The organism is Telluria sp. ZB4P34 (assembly GCF_059686055.1).
In genome coordinates this window covers 556,290-573,595 of record NZ_JCASIF010000001.1, presented here as the reverse complement: position 1 = coordinate 573,595, position 17,306 = coordinate 556,290, and the positions used below count along the sequence as shown (strand labels likewise).

Here is a 17,306-nt window from a genome sequence, read left to right as displayed (position 1 = left end):
AAAATGAATCGGATTAAAGAATTTGTCGGCAGCCTGATGCTGTCCGAACTCTTCAAGGGCCTGGCCCTGACCGGCAAGTATGCGCTGTCGCGCAAGATCACGGTCCAGTACCCGGAAGAGAAGACGCCGATGTCGAACCGCTTCCGCGGCCTGCACGCCCTGCGTCGCTACCCCAACGGGGAAGAGCGCTGCATCGCCTGCAAGCTGTGCGAGGCAGTGTGCCCGGCAATGGCGATCACGATCGAATCGGCGCAGCGCGAAGACGGCACCCGCCGCACCACGCGCTACGACATCGACCTGACCAAGTGCATCTTCTGCGGCTTCTGCGAAGAGTCCTGCCCGGTCGACTCGATCGTGGAAACCCACGTGCTGGAATACCACGGCGAGAAGCGCGGCGACCTCTACTACACCAAAGAGATGCTGCTGGCGGTCGGTGACCGCTACGAAAACGACATCGCTAGCGCCCGCGAAGCGGACGCGAAGTACCGATAAGAAGAGGCTGTCAATTCATGGAATTCACCACTTTCCTGTTCTACGCGTTCGCGCTCGTGATGGTCATCGCGAGCCTGTGCGTCATCACCACCAAGAACTCGGTGCATGCCGCACTGTTCCTGGTGCTGGCATTCTTCAACGCGGCCGGCATCTGGATGCTGCTGAAGGCCGAGTTCCTGGCCATCGTGCTGGTGCTGGTCTATGTCGGCGCCGTGATGGTGCTGTTCCTGTTCGTCGTCATGATGCTCGACATTAACGTCGAGCGGATGCGCGAGGGCTTCTGGGGCTACCTGCCGCTGGCCTCGGGCATCGGCGCCCTGATCGTGCTCGAGATGGGCGCCGTGCTGTATCGCTCGTACAGCCAGACCGACCTGTCGGCCGAGGCCGCCGCCCTGAACATCGGCGGCACCAAGGAACTGGGCCTGCTGATCTATACCAAGTACATCTACGGCTTCGAGATCGCGGCCGTGATCCTGCTGGTGGCGATCATCGCCGCAGTCGCGCTGACCCTGCGCAAGCGCAAGGACAGCAAAGCCATCGACCCGGGCGCCGCCGTCCGCGTCAAGCGTAACGACCGCCTGCGCATCGTCAAGATGGACGCGGTCAACCAGCGCGCCATCGATGCAGCCGCCACCGAACGTGCGGCGGCAGCAGCGGCCGCAGCAGCCGGGGTGCCGGCCATACCGAAGGAGAACCCATGACCTTGTCGCTCGCACACTACCTGATCCTGGGCGCGATCCTGTTCGCGATCTCGGTGATCGGTATCTTCCTGAACCGGAAGAACATCATCATCCTGCTGATGGCCGTCGAACTGATGCTGCTGGCGGTGAACCTGAACTTCGTCGCGTTCTCGCACTACCTGGGAGACGCGGCGGGACAGATCTTCGTGTTCTTCATTCTGACCGTCGCGGCCGCCGAATCGGCGATCGGCCTGGCGATCCTGGTGGTCCTGTTCCGTAACCTGGACACGATCAATGTGGAAGACCTCGACAGCCTGAAGGGCTGACGGTCTCGGTTGATTAACAATAACGATTAAGGTTCAACATGGCGGGGCAACTCTCTTCCTCAATGTTACTGGCGGTGCCTTTGGCGCCGCTGGCGGGCTCGGCGATCGCCGGCCTGCTGGGCACCAAGTTCTTCGGCAATGTGGTCGGCCGCAAGGTGTCGCACACCGCGACCATCCTCGGCGTCCTGATCGCCCTGGTCATCTCGGTGCAAACCCTGATGGCGGTCCTCGGCGGCGCCTACTTCAATGAAGACATCTACACCTGGATGACCGTGGGCACGCTCAAGATGGCGGTCGGCTTCGAGATCGACACGCTGTCGGCGACGATGATGTGCGTGGTGACCTCGGTGTCGCTGATGGTGCACATCTACACGATCGGCTACATGGCCGAGGACGAAGGCTACAACCGCTTCTTCTCGTACATCTCGCTGTTCACCTTCGCGATGCTGATGCTGGTCATGTCCAACAACTTCCTGCAGCTGTTCTTCGGCTGGGAAGCGGTGGGCCTGGTCTCGTACCTCCTGATCGGCTTCTGGTACACCCGCCCGACCGCGATCTTCGCGAACATGAAGGCCTTCCTGGTCAACCGCGTCGGCGACTTCGGCTTCATCCTGGGCATCGGCCTGCTGCTGGCCGCCTCGGGCACCATGCACTACGACGAAACCTTCGCGCAGGCCGACAAACTGGTGAACATGACCGTGCCGGGCATCGGCTGGCCGCTGCTCACCGCCGCCTGCGTCTGCCTGTTCATCGGCGCGATGGGTAAATCGGCGCAGTTCCCGCTGCACGTGTGGCTGCCGGACTCGATGGAAGGCCCGACCCCGATCTCGGCGCTGATCCACGCGGCAACCATGGTTACCGCCGGCATCTTCATGGTGGCGCGCATGTCGCCGCTGTTCGAACTGTCGGACGGCGCACTGAGCTTCGTCATCGTGATCGGCTCGATCACGGCGCTGTTCATGGGCTTCCTGGGCATTATCCAGAACGACATCAAGCGCGTCGTCGCTTATTCGACCCTGTCGCAGCTGGGCTACATGACCGTCGCGCTGGGCGCCTCGGCCTACTCGGTGGCCGTGTTCCACCTGATGACCCACGCCTTCTTCAAGGCGCTGCTGTTCCTCGGCGCGGGTTCGGTCATCATCGGCATGCACCACGACCAGGACATGCGCAACATGGGCGGCCTGCGCAAGTACATGCCGATCACCTGGATCACCTCGCTGCTCGGCTCGCTGGCACTGATCGGCACCCCGTTCTTCTCGGGCTTCTACTCGAAGGATTCGATCATCGAGGCGGTGCACGCGACCACCATCCCGGGCGCCGGCTTCGCCAACTTCGCGGTGCTGGCAGGCGTGTTCGTGACCGCCTTCTACTCGTTCCGCATGTACTTCCTGGTCTTCCACGGCCCGGAGCGCTGGCATACCGCGCATGGCCACGACAGCCATGCACACGATGACCACAAGCAGGCGGTAGCTAGCGGCCACGGCCACGCCGACCCGCACGCCCTGCACGATTCGGACGCGCACCATGAAGAAGAACATGGCCATGACGATCACCATCATGGCCTGGCCCCGGGCCAGAAGCCGCACGAGTCGCCGTGGGTCGTGACCCTGCCGCTGATCCTGCTGGCGATCCCGTCGGTCATCATCGGCTACCTGGCGCTCGGCCCGATGGTCCATGGCGACTACTTCAAGGACGTCATCACGGTCAATCCGAACCACCCGGCCATGGCCGAACTGAGCGGCATGTGGCACGGCCCGATGGCAATGGCCATCCACGGCCTGCAGACCGCACCGTTCTGGCTGGCGCTGGCGGGCGTGGTCCTGGCCTACTACTGCTACATGGTCAACCCGCGCGTCCCGGCCTGGTTCTATGCCAAGTTCAAGTTCCTGCACACCCTGCTGGACAACAAGTACTACATGGACAAGTTCAACGAGGTCGTGTTCGCCGGCGGCGCGCGCGGCATCGGCAACGGCCTGTGGAAAGTGGGCGACCGCGGCCTGATCGATGGCCTGATGGTCAACGGTTCGGCCAAGCTGGTCGGCTGGTTCTCGACGATCACCCGTACCTTCCAGACGGGCTACATCTATCACTATGCATTCGTGATGATCGTCGGCGTGCTGGCTACCCTGCTGTGGTTCTTCCCGTTCTGGCGCGGTTAAACCAGGCACAGTGATAAGAAAAGCGAAAAGCGAAAAATGATGCAGTCAATTTCTACATTTCCTCCTTACCTGAGCCTGGCGATCTGGCTCCCGATCGTCTTCGGCCTGATCGTGCTCGCCGTCGGCCGCGACAAGAACGCCGGCTTCACCCGCCTGCTGTCACTGGTCGGCGCCGTCGTCAGCTTCCTGCCGACCTTGCCGCTGATCATGAATTTCGACAGCGGCGCCCACGGCATGCAGTTCTATGAAGTCGCCAGCTGGATCGAACGCTTCAACGTGTTCTACAAGCTGGGCGTGGACGGCATGTCGCTGTGGTTCATCCCGCTGACCGCCTTCATCACCATCATTGTGGTGCTGGCGGCATGGCAGGTCATCGAAGACCGCGTCGGCCAGTACATGGGTTCCTTCCTGATCCTGTCGGGCCTGATGATCGGCGTGTTCGCCTCGCTGGACGGCCTGCTGTTCTACTTCTTCTTCGAAGCCACCCTGATCCCGATGTACATCATCATCGGCGTGTTCGGCGGCCCGAACCGCGTGTATGCGGCATTCAAGTTCTTCCTGTACACGTTCTTCGGCTCGCTGCTGACCCTGGTCGCGATCATCTACCTGTACAACCTGTCCGGTTCGTTCGACATCCTGGCATGGCACAGGCTGCCGCTCACGATGAACGAGCAGATACTGATCTTCATCGCCTTCTTCATGGCCTTCGCCGTGAAGGTGCCGATGTGGCCGGTGCACACCTGGCTGCCGGACGCCCACGTGGAAGCGCCGACCGGCGGTTCCGTGGTGCTGGCCGCGATCATGCTGAAGCTGGGCGCCTATGGTTTCCTGCGCTTCTCCCTGCCGATTACCCCGGACGCCTCGCAGTACCTGGCCCCGGTCGTCATCGTGCTGTCCCTGATCGCCGTGATCTACATCGGCTTGGTGGCGATGGTGCAGAAGGACATGAAGAAACTGGTCGCCTACTCGTCGATCGCCCACATGGGTTTCGTCACCCTGGGCTTCTTCATGTTCAACGACCTGGGCGTGCAGGGCGGCCTGATGCAGTCGATCTCGCACGGCTTCGTGTCGGGCGCGATGTTCCTGTGCATCGGCGTGCTGTACGACCGCGTCCACTCGCGTGAAATCGCCGACTACGGCGGCGTGGTCAACACCATGCCGAAGTTCGCCGCCTTCGCGGTGCTGTTCTCGATGGCCAACGCCGGCCTGCCGGCCACCTCGGGCTTCATCGGCGAATTCATGGTGATCCTGGGCGCCGTCGAGTTCAACTTCTGGACCGGCGTGGCGTCGGGCACCGCCCTGATCCTGGGCGCCGCCTACTCGCTATGGATGGTCAAGCGCGTCGTGTTCGGCCCGGTCGTGCACAAGCACGTGGCCGAGCTCACCGACCTGAATGGCCGTGAGTTCGCCATCCTGGGCGTGCTCGCGATCGCCACCCTGTGGATGGGCCTGTACCCGGCGCCGATCGCCGAGACGCTGCAGGTGTCGGTCACCGACCTGCTGCAGCACGTTGCAGCCGGCAAATTGCCTCAATAAAGAAGCCATGAACGAAATGAACTCCACATTGCTAGCGGCGGCCGACACCAACCTGGCGCCGGTCTATGCCGAAATCTTCCTGCTGATCGCGGCCTCCGCGATCCTGCTGATCGACATGTTCCTGAAGGAGGGCAAGCGTCACCTCACGTACGTGCTGACCCTGCTGGCCATCGTCGGCTGCGGCGTGCTGACCTTCGCCGACATGAGCGCAGGCGCCACCGTGTACACCTTCAACGGCATGTACGTGTCGGACCCGATGTCCAACCTGCTCAAGCTGGTGACCTACGTGGCCACCGCGATGACCCTGGTATATGCACGCCAGTACACGGGCGACCGTGACATGATGTCCGGCAACCTGGGCGGCGAGTTCTACGTGCTCGCGCTGTTCTCGATGCTCGGCCAGATGATCATGATCTCGGGTAACAGCCTGCTGTCGATCTACCTGGGCGTCGAGCTGATGTCGCTCTCGCTGTACGCCCTGGTGGCCATGCGCCGCGATCACGCGATCTCGACCGAAGCCGCGATGAAGTACTTCATCCTGGGCGCGCTGTCCTCGGGCTTCCTGCTGTACGGCATGTCGATGGTCTACGGCGCCACCGGCTCGCTCGACCTGACCGCCATCGCACAGTCGAGCAGCGGCATCGACGCCAACCGCACCATCCTGGTGTTCGGCCTGGTGTTCATGGTGGCCGGCCTGGCCTTCAAGCTGGGCGTGGTGCCGTTCCACATGTGGGTGCCGGACGTGGTGCAGGGCGCCCCGACCTCGGTGACCCTGCTGCTGGGCGGCGCACCGAAGCTGGCGACCTTCGCCATCGTGGTGCGCATCCTGGTGGAAGGCCTGCCGGCCATGGCCTTCGACTGGCAGCAGATGCTGCTGGTGCTGGCCGTGCTGTCGCTGGCCGTGGGCAACATCACCGCGATCGCCCAGACCAACATCAAGCGCATGCTGGCCTACTCGACCATCGCCCAGATGGGCTTCGTGGTGCTGGGCATGATGACCGGCGTCGTGGACGGCGACGCAAGCCGCGCCGCCGCTTCCTACAGCGCCGCGATGTACTACACCATCGCCTACGTCCTGACCACGGTCGGCAGCTTCGGCCTGATCATGATGCTGGCGCGCGCCGGCCACGAAGCCGAGAACATCGCCGACTTCAAGGGCCTGGGCAAGCGTTCGCCGTGGTTCGCGATCGTCATGACCATCATGATGTTCTCGCTGGCGGGCGTGCCGCCGATGGTCGGCTTCATGGCCAAGTGGGCCGTGCTGCAGGCCGTTGCCAACGCGGGCATGGTGTGGCTGGCCGTCGTGGCCGTGATGTTCTCGCTGGTGGGCGCCTTCTACTACCTGCGCATCGTCAAGACCATCTGGTTCGACGACGCGCTCGATGCCGCCCCGATCCACGCGCCGGCCGACATGCGCGCCGTGATGTCGCTCAACGGCGTGGCCGTGGTGGTGCTGGGCATCGTCCCGGGCTGGCTGCTGGCGGTGTGCTACACCACCATGCAGGCAACCCTCGCCAGGTAACAGGCGGCAGGGTGGATTCCTCCCTCGCCGTCTGGCTGGTGGTCGCGATCTCGATCGCGGCCGCCAACCTGCCTTTCCTCACCGAGCGCGTGTTCGGTTTCATTCCCGTGAAATCGAAGTCCGCCGGCGACGGCACCGTTCCCGTCTCGCGCACGAAGTCCCTCCCGCTGCGCCTGCTCGAGTTAATTGTTTTATACTTTGTCGTCGGCTTCCTGGCGCGCGCCCTGGAATCCCGGATCGGCGGCGCATTCGCGCAGAACTGGGAGTTCTATGCGATCACCGGCTGCCTGTTCCTGGTGCTGGCGTTCCCCGGTTTCGTGTTCCGTTACCTGCGCAAGCGCCGCGCCTGACTGTATCCCGTAGGGTGGGCGGGTCTCCCGCCCACGCGTTCAACTACCGCTCTTCTTTCGAAACGCGCGCCCGGACCATCATGCCGGGTTTGAACGCGTGGGCGGAGACCCGCCCACCCTACGAACCCAACATGGAGCCTGCATGACGGCAAACCTGAAAGAAACCCGCATCGATGGTGGCGTCGTCTACGACGGCCACTTCCTGAAAGTCGAACGCGACCGGATCGCGCTGCCCGACGGTTCCATCACCCAGCGCGAATTCATCCGCCACCCCGGCGCCGTGGTCATCCTGCCGCTGCTGCCCGACGGCCGTGTGCTGCTGGAGCGCCAGTTCCGCTATCCGAATTCACAGGTTTTCATCGAGTTTCCCGCCGGGAAGATCGACCCGGGCGAAGACCACCTCGACTGCGCCAAGCGCGAGCTCGAGGAGGAGACCGGCTACACGGCCGCCAAATGGCGCTTCGTCTGCACCATCCACAACGCGATCGCCTATTCCGACGAGCACCTCGAGCTGTTTCTGGCCGAAGACCTCACGGCCGGCGAGCAGAAGCTCGACGAGGGCGAGTTCCTCGAGACCTTCACCGCCACCGTGCCCGAGCTGCTCGACATGGTGAAGCGCGGCGAGATCACCGACGTCAAGACCATCATCGGCACGTTCTGGCTCGAGAAGATCCTGTCCGGCAGCTGGAACCCGGTTTGATGTATGCGGCCTCTGCTGGCGCTCGTATTCTCGTGTTGGGCGCTGGCCGCTTCCCCGACTGCGTCGGCCGCGCCCCGCACCGCCTTCCAGGCGCGCTGCGAGGCCACGGCCGGTGACACCCTGTCGGTGCTGACCGGCACCCGGAACGGCTTTCGCATCGACAACACCTTGGGCTACCGCTCGCTCACGACGATGAAGGGGCAGGCCACGAATGGCAGGGCGCACGCCAACCAGGTGGTGCTGGGCCTGACCCGTACCGAGTCGCGGGTCAGCATCCATGCCGGCGGGCGCCTGCTCACCGACCCTGCCAGCGGCAATGAATGCATCGCACCGCACATCGAGGTCAAGCTTTACTATCCGCCCATCGTGGTCTACATCGGCCGCGAGTTCCGGCCCGGTTCCTGTGCCTACGAAGAACTTCTGGCGCACGAAATGCGCCACCTGAACGCCTACCTCGACTACCTGCCCAAGGCCGAAGCGCGGGTGCGCCAGGCACTGGCCAAGCGTTTCGGGAACAAGCCCCTGTATGCGCGCATCGGCCAGGCACAAAGCCTGCTCCAGCGCGAGATCGACCGCGGCTGGATGCCCTACATTAAGAGCGAGATGGCGCGGGTCGAGGCCTTGCAGGCGGCGATCGATTCGCCCCAGGAATATGCCCGCCTCGGCAAGGTTTGCGGAGGTGAGGTACAGTCGCTGCTTCGACCTGTACAAAAACGCAAGCAACCATGACCCAGCAGGCAGTTCCAGCCAATCGACCTACGCCGCCGCGCTACGTCGCGCTGCTCCCCGCGGCCGGGGTCGGCGCGCGCATGGGCGCGGCCTGTCCCAAGCAATACATGCAGGTCGGCGGCAAGCCGATGCTGCGCCACGCGCTCGACGCCTTTTGCGCCAGTCCCCTGATCGCGCACACCTACGTGGTGGTGAGCGCAGACGATCCTTTCATCGACGGCGTCGCGCCCCCCGATGGCGTGACGGTGCTGCGCTGCGGCGGGGACACCCGGATGGAGTCGATCCGCAACGGCCTGCGCGCGCTGCACGGCAGCCTCGGCGTGGACGACTGGGTCCTGGTCCACGACGCGGCCCGTCCCGGGCTGGACGCGGAACTGATCGAACGCCTGATCGTCGAAACGGGTGAGCACCCGGCCGGTGGCCTGCTGGCCTTGCCGGTAGTCGATACCGTCAAGCGCAGCGGCGCCGGCGAGCTGGCGACCGTGCCGCGCGACCGTTTGTGGCTGGCCCAGACGCCGCAGATGTTCCGCTACGCCTTGCTGGTGCGCGCGCTGGACGCGGCGACCGACCCGTCCGCGATCACCGACGACGCCAGTGCGGTTGAAGCGCTGGGACTGGCCCCCAAGTTGGTGGAAGGGCATCCCCGCAACCTCAAGGTCACGCTGCCGGCCGACGTCCGGATCGCCGAGATGTACCTGGCAGCGTATCGAAACGACACCAAGCGAACCGAAACCACACCAAGCGAATGACCATGGCACAAGCATCCTTCAATCCCACCCCGCCGTTCCGCATCGGCACCGGCTACGACTGCCACGCGCTGGTCGAGGGGCGCAAGCTCATCGTCGGCGGCGTGACCATCCCGCACCGCCTCGGGCTGCTCGGCCACTCCGACGCCGACGTGCTCCTGCACGCCGTCATCGATGCCTTGCTCGGCGCCGCGGCGCTGGGCGACATCGGCAAGCATTTCCCCGACACCGACCCGATGTTCGCGGGCGCGGACTCGCGCACCCTGCTGCGCGAAGTGGCGCACCGGGTGGTCGCCACCGGCTACACCATCGGCAACATCGACGCCACCATCATCGCCCAGCAGCCGAAGATGGCGCCCCATATTCCGCTGATGGTCTCGCGCATCGCCGAGGACCTCGGCGTCTCGCCGCAGCAGGTGAACATCAAGGCCAAGACCAACGAGAAGCTCGGCTTCCTCGGACGCGAGGAAGGCATGGCGGCGGAGGCGGTCGCCATGCTGATCCGGGCAGCGGACTGATGCCGGGGTGATGACTCTCTGTCATGTGCGTGCATACGCACTATAATCCTCGGATCGCATGCCGCCGTCCGACGCGGAACCGCACATGAGTACACAAGAGACGATGACGCCGCGCGCGGCCTGGATGCTGATCCTGGCCGCCAGCGCGATCCTGATGATCACCATGGGCGCGCGCCTGACCACGGGCCTGTTCCTGTCGCCGATCAACACTTCCACCGGCCTCGGCATTGCGAGCATCAGCTTTGCAATGGCGGTGGCCCAGCTCATGTGGGGCGCCTCGCAGCCGGTGTTCGGCGCCATCGCCGACAAGTTCGGTCCGGCCCGCGTCATCGCGATCGGCGGGATCATGCTCGCGCTTGGCACGGCCGCCACGCCCTTCGTCGATTCCGAATGGGGCCTGCTGCTCACCATGGGCGTCCTGTCCGCCGCCGGCGCCGGGGCCGGCAGCTTCTCGATCCTGATCGGCGCCACCGCCCAGCGCCTGCCCAGCGAACGGCGCGCCTTCGCTTCCGGCTTCATCAACGCAGGCGGTTCCTTCGGCCAGTTCGTGTTCGCGCCGCTGATGGGCGCGATCATCGCCGGCGCCGGCTGGGTCGCCGCGATGCTGACCATGGCCGCCACGACCCTGCTCACCATTCCGCTGGCCCTCGGCATGCGCGGGAAGCGCTCGCCACTGCCGGTGGCGGCTGCCGGCGCCGGCATGGCCGGGCCCGCGCCGGCAGTGGCGGCGCCACCCGGCATGACGCTCACCGGCCAGCTGCGCCTGGCCATGCGCGACCGCAGCTACCTGTGCCTGCACCTCGGCTTCTTCACCTGCGGCTTCCACATCGCCTTTCTCGTCACCCACCTGCCGCAGGAGGTGGCGCTGTGCGGCCTGGCGGCCGGGGTGTCGGCCACGGCGCTCGCCCTGATCGGCCTGTTCAACATCGCCGGCAGCCTGGCGGCCGGGGCGCTCGGGAACCGCTACCGCATGAAGTCGCTGCTGGCCTGGATCTACGCCAGCCGCGCGCTGGTCATCGTCATCTATCTGCTGGCGCCGAAGACTGCGCTCACCTTCTACCTGCTCGCCGGCGCGCTCGGCTTCACCTGGCTGGCCACGGTGCCGCCGACCGCGGGCCTGGTGGGCAAGCTGTTCGGCATGCGCTACCTGGCCACGCTGTTCGGCATGACGCTGCTGTCGCACCAGATCGGCGGCTTCTTCGGCGCCTGGCTGGGCGGCCTGTCGTTCGTGCGCTTCGGCGACTACACCTGGATGTGGTACGCCGACATCCTGCTGGCCCTGGCGGCCGCGCTGGTCAACCTGCCGATCCGCGAAGCGCCGGTGGCCCCCGCGACGCGCCCCGCGCCGGCCGCGGCGGAGGGCTGAACGGATGGCGCGTGAAGCCTGGGCCTACCGCGACGTGGCCGTCGAGTCCGCGCTCGATCCGCGCACCGGGCGGGTGCGCATCCGGCCGGTCGCGGGGCAGGCCTACGCGAGCTCGTTGCGGGTGCAGTGCGCGCGTGCACTCAGCGATCCTGAACGCTACCCGGTCGGCACCCGCTTCCTCGTTTCCGCCAAGCTGACCGACCGCCTCGGCGGCGAGCCCTTCCTGTACGCCTGGCATGGCGATCCGGTGGTCGTGATGAGCAAGGCCGCCCTGACGCGTTTTCTCGGCGAGCGCAAGCGCCTGCGGCTCTGAGGGCGGCGCCGGACGCAAGCGCGCAGCTGCATGGCAGGCCCTTGCAAAAATGGTTACCATCGGGTTTTGAGACCGAACCCGAAAGGACATCATGCCTACACGGAACATCGCCGTCATCGTCGGCAGCCTGCGCAAGGACTCGTTCACCCGCAAGGTGGCGCAATCGATGATGGAACTTGCCCCGGCGAGCCTGCACATGGAGATCGTCGAGATCCGCGACCTGCCGCTCTACAACCAGGACGACGAGACCGACAATCCACCGGCCGCCTTCACGGCTTTCCGCGAGCGCGTCGGGCAGGCCGATGGCATCCTGTTCTGCACGCCGGAATACAACCGGTCGGTGCCGGGCGCGCTCAAGAACGCCATCGACGTCGGATCGCGCCCCTACGGCAAGGCGGCCCTTGCCGACAAGCCCTGCGCGATCGTCAGCGTGTCGCCCGGCGCGCTGGGCGGCTTCGGCGCCAATCACCACCTGCGCCAGATGCTGCCATTCCTGAACATACCCTGCATGCCGGCGCCGGAAGCCTATGTCGGCCTGGTGGCGGGCAAGTTCGAAGGCGAGCGGCTGGTGGACGAGTCCAGCCGCGCCTTCTTCCAGGCCTTCATCGACAGCTTCGCCGGCTGGGTCGAGCGCCATGCCCGCTGAGGCGCAAGAGGGAAATCCGATCACGGTGCGCGGGCTCGACCACATCGTCTTGCGCGTCGCCGACCTCGAGGCCATGATCGCCTTCTATGGCGACGTGCTCGGCTGCCCGGTCGAGCGCCGGGTCGAGGAGATCGGCCTGATCCAGCTGCGTGCGGGCCACTCCCTGATCGACCTGGTGCCGGTCACCAGCAAGCTCGGTCGCGAAGGCGGCGTTGCCCCGGGGGGGGGCGGGCGCAACCTCGACCACCTGTGCCTGCGCGTCGAGCCCTTCGACGAAGCGGCGATCCGGCGCCACCTGGACGGGCACGGCGTGCCGGCCGGTCCGGTCGAATCGCGCTATGGCGCGGAAGGGCAGGGGCCGTCGATGTACCTGCTCGACCCCGAACGCAACACCGTCGAGCTCAAGGGGCCGCCTTACCGATGAGCACCGCGAAGCGTCGACACGACGCCTTCCATCCGATCGGGTATGCGGGGCAGCCCGGCGGGTGGCGTGCACGCGTGCACGAGGTCATTTTTGGCATCGACACGCCGGCCGGGCGCGCCTTCGACATCATCCTGGTGGCGGCGATCCTGCTCAGCATCCTGGTTGTCGTGCTCGACAGCGTTCCCGCGATCGGCGGCAACTATCCCAGGCTGCTGTACGGGCTCGAATGGTTCTTCACGCTGCTGTTCACCGCCGAATACCTCGCGCGGCTCCTGACGGTGCGCCAGCCGCTGCGCTATGCCCTCAGCTTCTACGGGGTGATCGACCTGCTGTCCGTCGTGCCGACCTATATCTCGCTGCTCGTGCCTGGCAGCGAGGCGCTGCTCGACATCCGCATCCTGCGCCTGCTGCGCGTGTTCCGCATCTTCAAGCTGACCCTGTACATCGAAGAGTACACCCGGCTGGCCGAGGCGCTGGCGGCCAGCCGGCGCAAGATCATGGTGTTCCTGTCGGTGGTGCTGATGGCGGTCCTGATCCTGGGGACGGTCATGTATGTCGTGGAAGGACCGGCGAACGGATACACGAGCATTCCCGCGGCAATGTATTGGGCGATTGTGACCATGACCACGGTGGGTTACGGCGACATCACGCCGAAGACAGCGCTCGGCCAGGCGATCGCCTCGTTCATGATGCTGCTCGGCTGGGGGATCCTGGCGGTGCCGACCGGTATCGTCACTGCGGAGATGACGGCGCGCCGCGTCGACCGCCGCCATGGGCCCGGACGCCTGCTGCGCGACTGCGAGGACTGCGGCAGCGGCGGACATGATGCCGACGCGAACTTCTGCAAGGATTGCGGCGCCGAGTTGCCCGCGGAAACGCCGCCGCGCTGAGACCGGGCGGCGCACGTTTGAACCAGCTCAAATGAGGGAATGGCGGCGTCGTTAGCCTACTAGCTTCGCACCGCGGCCCGGCCCCCAGCCGGTCCTGCCGCGGACTCTTCGATAGTGGCATTGACGCCTTTCATTCATCACATTACGAGGTGAGCATGTATCCGTTTCCGCAATCCGTGACTCCTGCCGTGCGTTCCCACATGGACGCGCAGACCGCCTTCCTGAACGATATGTCGAAGTCGGTGTTCCGTTCCTTCCAGCAGATGTGCGACCTGAACATCCAGCTGGTCCAGACCCTGGTCGAGGAAAGCACGCTGGCCGGACAGCAAGTGTTGAGCGCCGAGCGCCAGACCGAGCTGCTCAGCGCCGCCTCGGCGCGGGCCCAGCCCACCACCGAGAAGCTGCGCGCCTACCAGCAGCACGTCTCGCGCCTGGCCGCCGACGCCCAGGCCGAGCTGGTGCGCGTGACCGAGCAGCACGTGCAGACCACCTCCCGCACCGCACGCGTGCTGGTCGACGAGGTGGCGCGCACCACCGCCGAGGAGACCGAGCGCAGCATCCGCACCCAGAAGGAAGCGCTGCGCAATGTGGCCGACCCGTTCTCGGGCCCGGACAGCGCCGCCCGGGAAGCGGCAGGCAACGGCGAGCAGCACCGCAGCCAGCCGAATCCGGGCGCGCCGCAGTCCGCCAGCCAGGGCAGCCGCGCGTCCGGCGCGACAGCGCACTGACACGCCCTCAGGCCGGTGCAGCCAGTGCTGAGCCGGCCGCCGCTGGCGCCGGACGCATCGGCGCCAGCCCGAACAGCGGCCGCAGGACGCGCATGCGCCGCACCAGTTCGAAGCTTCCGAAGCTGAGCGTCAGGGTCAGCACGACCAGCAGCACCGCTTCCAGCCCGGGCGCCAGCCTCAGCGGCTGCATGCCGTGCGCCAGCGCCACGATCAAGGTCTGGTGCAGGATGTAGACCGGGAACACGGCCTCGTTCAGGTAACGGCGTGCCGGGCCGTCGCGGTCCAGGTGACGGCCGGCGAAACCGCAGGCTGCCACGATTGCGCTCCATGCAAGCAAGGCATACAGGGCGTAGGCCAGGGGACGCAAGCTCGCCAGCAGGGGCGGCGACGCCAGGTCCCACGCTGCATTCCAGAGCACCAGCACTGTCCATATGGCGGCGGCGATACCGAGCGCGTGCCAGCGCAGGGGCGCCAGACGGGCCCAGAAGCCGGGCGCCCGCGCCACCAGCGCGCCGAGCAGGAAGGGCAGGAAAGACACCGCATGGTTATACCAGTCGTCCACCACGGCGTGGGTAGTCGGGAAGCGTTCGACCAGCCCGATGCGCACCAGGGCCAGCACGGCGGCCGGCAGGGCGATCAGTTTCCAGCCCTGCAGCAGGGCGCCGGCGCGGGCGGCGATGCGGTCGAAGCGCGGACCCAGCGAGGCGATCAGGCCGCCCAGCAGCATCGTGTAGATCCACAGGTAGGCCACGAACCACAGGTGGTTCCAGGTCGGCAGCAGCAGGCAGTCCTCGCGGCAGAAGCCCTGGTATGCCTGCAGGTAAAGCCCCATGAAGGCGCCGTAGCCGTCGGCATAGCCGAGCTTTTCCACCACTTCGAAGTAGGGCTGGGGCGGCACCACCACCAGCATCCCGAACGCCAGCGGAACGAGCAGGCGCAGGCTGCGGCGGCGCAGGAAGGGACCCGTTTCCGTCCTGCGCAGCATCAGGCTGGCCGCGGCGCCGGCCACGAAGAACAGCAGTCCCAGGCGCCAGGGCGAGGACAGCAGCATAAAGGGTTCCGGCCCGGCGCCGGCAAACGGGCTTTTCACGTGCCAGTCCCAGCTCACGTAGTACATGCCCACGTGGTAGAGGATCAGGACGAAGAAGGCCAGGATGCGCACCCAGTCGAGGAAGTACAGGCGCGCGGCGGGCGGAACAGGGGCTTGGTGCATGGCTCGCTTTCATTGGGATGATCGCGAAAGCATGCCGCGCATGCCTGCCTGGCGCCAGCCGCATGTGGCGAAGCGGTCTTGCGGCGGGGCGGACCGGTAGCGGGCGCCCAGGGCGCGGCTAGGGCATCCCGAGCCGGGCCATGAGCTCCGCGCGGTACTGGCGGCTGCAGGGCACCAGTGCGCCGCTGCGCAGCAGCAGCTCGCAGTCGCCCTTGTCGCGAGGGACGATGCGTTCCACGCAGGCGATGCGCACGGCGGCGCGCCGGTGGCAGCGCACGAAGCCGGCGCCCAGCTGCGCCAGCAGGGCGGCCAGGGTCTGGCGCAGCAGCGGCGCGCCATGCGCGCCGTGCAGCACCACGTAGTTGTCGGCCGTCTCGAGCCATTCGATGTCCGCCACCTGCACCACGCGCGTGGCGCCGCGCTCGGATACGAGCAGCTGGCGCGGCGGCAGCCCGCTCGGGACCTGCGCGCCTGAAGTCGCCAGGTTCCGCACCGCATGGCGTTCCCGCAGCCGTTCCAGGGCCCGGCGCAGGCGCGCCTGGTCGAAGGGCTTGAGCAGGTAGTCGATCGCATCGGCGTCGAATGCCCGCAGCGCATAAGCATCGTGGGCGGTGACGAACACCACCAGCGGCGCAGGCGCGGGTAGCGAGGCCGCCAGGTCGATGCCCGACAGCTCCGGCATCTCGACATCGAGCAGCAGCGCATCCGGCTGGAACCGGGGCAGGCAGTGCAGGGCGTCGATGCCGTCGGCCGCTTCGTGCACCGCGTCGATGCCCGTTTCCAGCGCCAGCATGCGGCGCAGGCGCTCGCGCGCCGGCCGCTCGTCGTCGACGATCAGGATGCGCAAGGCAGCCTCAGTTCGGTGCGCACGCCGGAAGGATGCAGCTGGCTCAGGGCCAGGCTGGCGTCGGTCCCGTACAAGGCGGCCAGGCGCGCGCGCAGGTTGGACAGGCCGAGGCCCGGGCCGGCCGACTCCCCGTTTTTCCGCGCGCCGGCGTCGAGCACGCCGCGGTCGTCCTCGATGCGCAGGACGAACTCGGAGGCGTCGCCGCGCCCGCTGCGGAAGGCGCACACCGTGATGCGGGTCGGCTCGCGGCGACGCTCGACCGTGTGCTTGAACACGTTTTCCAGCAGCGGCTGCAGGCTCATGGCCGGGAGCAGCACGCCCAGCACGGCGTCGTCGACGCGCCAGTCGACCCGGGCGCGACCGTCGAAGCGCCCTTCCATGACGCCGGCATAGGCGCGCGCCAGGTGCAGTTCCTGTTCCAGCGTGGCCTGCGGGCGTTCGCCCAGCGCCAGGGCGGCGCGCAGCATGTCGGCCAGCTGCACCAGGGTGGCGTCGGCACGCGCGACGTCGGTGTGCATCAGCGAGGAGATGGTGTTGAGGGCGTTGAACAGGAAGTGCGGCTGCATCTGGCGCGCCAGCGAATGCAGCTGGGCTTCGCGCAGCAGCGCGTGGGCCTGCCCGGCCCGCACGCGCTCGCCGAGCAGCTCGCGGTAGGACAGCAGGCCGAAGCCGATCACCGTGAACAGGCCGGCGAACACCGTGATCTTCAGCGACTCGTAGACGAACAGCTGCGGCAAGGGCGCATGCTCGTAGCCGGCGCCCGCCAGCGCATACACGCCATGGCGGATGCCGAAGGCAAGCGGCACGAAAGCGATCCAGTACAGCGGCAGCACGCGGGCCTGCAGGGCGAACCAGCGCCAGGGCGTGGCGATCAGGTGGTCGCCGTGGGCGGTCAGGCGGCGCTGGAGCAGCAGCAGGAAGGTGGCCGCGCAGGCCGACGAGCTTTCCCACAGCACCGGCTGCCAGTATGCCGTACCGCCGTCGCGTCGGTAATCCTCGATCGCGACCAGCACCATGAGGGTCCAGAACAGGAGCCAGGCGATGGCGGCGGCGGTCTTGCTGCGGGTCGGGTGCATGGACGGGATGTGCGTGGGATGCCCGATCATCCGGCATCCGCCGCC

At 66.5% G+C, this 17,306-nt stretch carries 20 protein-coding genes; 17 read left to right on the top strand and 3 right to left on the bottom strand.

Annotated elements, in window-relative coordinates:
* Positions 1 to 3: 3 nt before the first annotated feature.
* From nuoI to AC56KL_RS02425, 17 genes are all read left to right on the top strand, one after another.
* Entirely contained in the window at positions 4 to 492 is a 489-nt protein-coding gene (nuoI, locus tag AC56KL_RS02505; protein WP_036249070.1) for an NADH-quinone oxidoreductase subunit NuoI, read from the top strand.
* A 17-nt stretch (positions 493 to 509) separates the two neighbouring features.
* The gene (locus tag AC56KL_RS02500) at positions 510 to 1,193 is read left to right on the top strand and encodes an NADH-quinone oxidoreductase subunit J (RefSeq protein WP_497178561.1); all 684 of its coding nucleotides are present in this window, start codon (positions 510 to 512) and stop codon (positions 1,191 to 1,193) included.
* Complete coding sequence (nuoK, locus tag AC56KL_RS02495) at positions 1,190 to 1,498, top strand: NADH-quinone oxidoreductase subunit NuoK (RefSeq protein ID WP_027863874.1); 309 nt, start codon at positions 1,190 to 1,192, stop codon at positions 1,496 to 1,498. Before AC56KL_RS02500 ends, nuoK begins: the two co-directional genes overlap by 4 nt.
* A 38-nt stretch (positions 1,499 to 1,536) precedes the next feature.
* Positions 1,537 to 3,657 (top strand): NADH-quinone oxidoreductase subunit L, encoded by a 2,121-nt coding sequence (gene nuoL / locus AC56KL_RS02490; protein WP_497178560.1) that lies wholly within the window; start codon positions 1,537 to 1,539, stop codon positions 3,655 to 3,657.
* 36 nt (positions 3,658 to 3,693) lie between these two features.
* Positions 3,694 to 5,193 carry an NADH-quinone oxidoreductase subunit M gene (locus AC56KL_RS02485; RefSeq protein WP_497178559.1) on the top strand — a complete coding sequence of 500 codons (1,500 nt, stop codon included), beginning with the start codon at positions 3,694 to 3,696 and terminating at the stop codon, positions 5,191 to 5,193.
* Between the two features lie 7 nt (positions 5,194 to 5,200).
* The gene (nuoN, locus tag AC56KL_RS02480; protein ID WP_497178558.1) at positions 5,201 to 6,715 is read left to right on the top strand and encodes an NADH-quinone oxidoreductase subunit NuoN; all 1,515 of its coding nucleotides are present in this window, start codon (positions 5,201 to 5,203) and stop codon (positions 6,713 to 6,715) included.
* Positions 6,716 to 6,726: 11 nt separating this feature from the next.
* Positions 6,727 to 7,065, top strand: a complete 339-nt coding sequence (locus tag AC56KL_RS02475; protein WP_497178557.1) for a DUF2818 family protein — start codon at positions 6,727 to 6,729, stop codon at positions 7,063 to 7,065.
* Between the two features lie 142 nt (positions 7,066 to 7,207).
* Entirely contained in the window at positions 7,208 to 7,765 is a 558-nt protein-coding gene (locus AC56KL_RS02470; RefSeq protein WP_497178556.1) for an NUDIX domain-containing protein, read from the top strand.
* 3 nt (positions 7,766 to 7,768) lie between these two features.
* Positions 7,769 to 8,494 carry a hypothetical protein gene (locus AC56KL_RS02465; RefSeq protein WP_497178555.1) on the top strand — a complete coding sequence of 242 codons (726 nt, stop codon included), beginning with the start codon at positions 7,769 to 7,771 and terminating at the stop codon, positions 8,492 to 8,494.
* The gene (gene ispD, locus AC56KL_RS02460; protein WP_497178554.1) at positions 8,491 to 9,243 is read left to right on the top strand and encodes a 2-C-methyl-D-erythritol 4-phosphate cytidylyltransferase; all 753 of its coding nucleotides are present in this window, start codon (positions 8,491 to 8,493) and stop codon (positions 9,241 to 9,243) included. Before AC56KL_RS02465 ends, ispD begins: the two co-directional genes overlap by 4 nt.
* 2 nt (positions 9,244 to 9,245) lie before the next feature.
* Entirely contained in the window at positions 9,246 to 9,758 is a 513-nt protein-coding gene (gene ispF / locus AC56KL_RS02455) for a 2-C-methyl-D-erythritol 2,4-cyclodiphosphate synthase (protein WP_497178553.1), read from the top strand.
* Between the two features lie 85 nt (positions 9,759 to 9,843).
* The gene (locus tag AC56KL_RS02450) at positions 9,844 to 11,124 is read left to right on the top strand and encodes an MFS transporter (protein ID WP_497178552.1); all 1,281 of its coding nucleotides are present in this window, start codon (positions 9,844 to 9,846) and stop codon (positions 11,122 to 11,124) included.
* A 4-nt stretch (positions 11,125 to 11,128) separates the two neighbouring features.
* Positions 11,129 to 11,437 carry a hypothetical protein gene (locus AC56KL_RS02445; RefSeq protein WP_497178551.1) on the top strand — a complete coding sequence of 103 codons (309 nt, stop codon included), beginning with the start codon at positions 11,129 to 11,131 and terminating at the stop codon, positions 11,435 to 11,437.
* Positions 11,438 to 11,528: 91 nt separating this feature from the next.
* The gene (locus AC56KL_RS02440) at positions 11,529 to 12,083 is read left to right on the top strand and encodes an NADPH-dependent FMN reductase (protein ID WP_497178550.1); all 555 of its coding nucleotides are present in this window, start codon (positions 11,529 to 11,531) and stop codon (positions 12,081 to 12,083) included.
* Positions 12,073 to 12,507 carry a VOC family protein gene (locus tag AC56KL_RS02435; RefSeq protein WP_497178549.1) on the top strand — a complete coding sequence of 145 codons (435 nt, stop codon included), beginning with the start codon at positions 12,073 to 12,075 and terminating at the stop codon, positions 12,505 to 12,507. The genes AC56KL_RS02440 and AC56KL_RS02435 overlap by 11 nt, the downstream gene beginning before the upstream one ends.
* On the top strand, positions 12,504 to 13,397 hold the full coding sequence (locus AC56KL_RS02430) for an ion transporter (RefSeq protein WP_497178548.1): 894 nt from the start codon (positions 12,504 to 12,506) through the stop codon (positions 13,395 to 13,397). The genes AC56KL_RS02435 and AC56KL_RS02430 overlap by 4 nt, the downstream gene beginning before the upstream one ends.
* A 200-nt stretch (positions 13,398 to 13,597) precedes the next feature.
* Positions 13,598 to 14,125 carry a phasin family protein gene (locus AC56KL_RS02425; RefSeq protein ID WP_497178547.1) on the top strand — a complete coding sequence of 176 codons (528 nt, stop codon included), beginning with the start codon at positions 13,598 to 13,600 and terminating at the stop codon, positions 14,123 to 14,125.
* 7 nt (positions 14,126 to 14,132) lie between these two features.
* Here the strand turns inward: AC56KL_RS02425 and AC56KL_RS02420 are convergent, their stop codons facing one another.
* The 3 genes from AC56KL_RS02420 to AC56KL_RS02410 form a co-directional block, all read right to left on the bottom strand.
* Positions 14,133 to 15,338, bottom strand: a complete 1,206-nt coding sequence (locus AC56KL_RS02420) for an acyltransferase family protein (RefSeq protein WP_497178546.1) — start codon at positions 15,336 to 15,338, stop codon at positions 14,133 to 14,135.
* Between the two features lie 118 nt (positions 15,339 to 15,456).
* On the bottom strand, positions 15,457 to 16,185 hold the full coding sequence (locus AC56KL_RS02415; RefSeq protein WP_497178545.1) for a LytR/AlgR family response regulator transcription factor: 729 nt from the start codon (positions 16,183 to 16,185) through the stop codon (positions 15,457 to 15,459).
* Positions 16,173 to 17,291, bottom strand: coding sequence for a sensor histidine kinase (locus tag AC56KL_RS02410; RefSeq protein ID WP_497178544.1), 1,119 nt, complete (start codon positions 17,289 to 17,291; stop codon positions 16,173 to 16,175). The genes AC56KL_RS02415 and AC56KL_RS02410 overlap by 13 nt, the downstream gene beginning before the upstream one ends.
* Between the last annotated feature and the right edge of the window lie 15 nt (positions 17,292 to 17,306).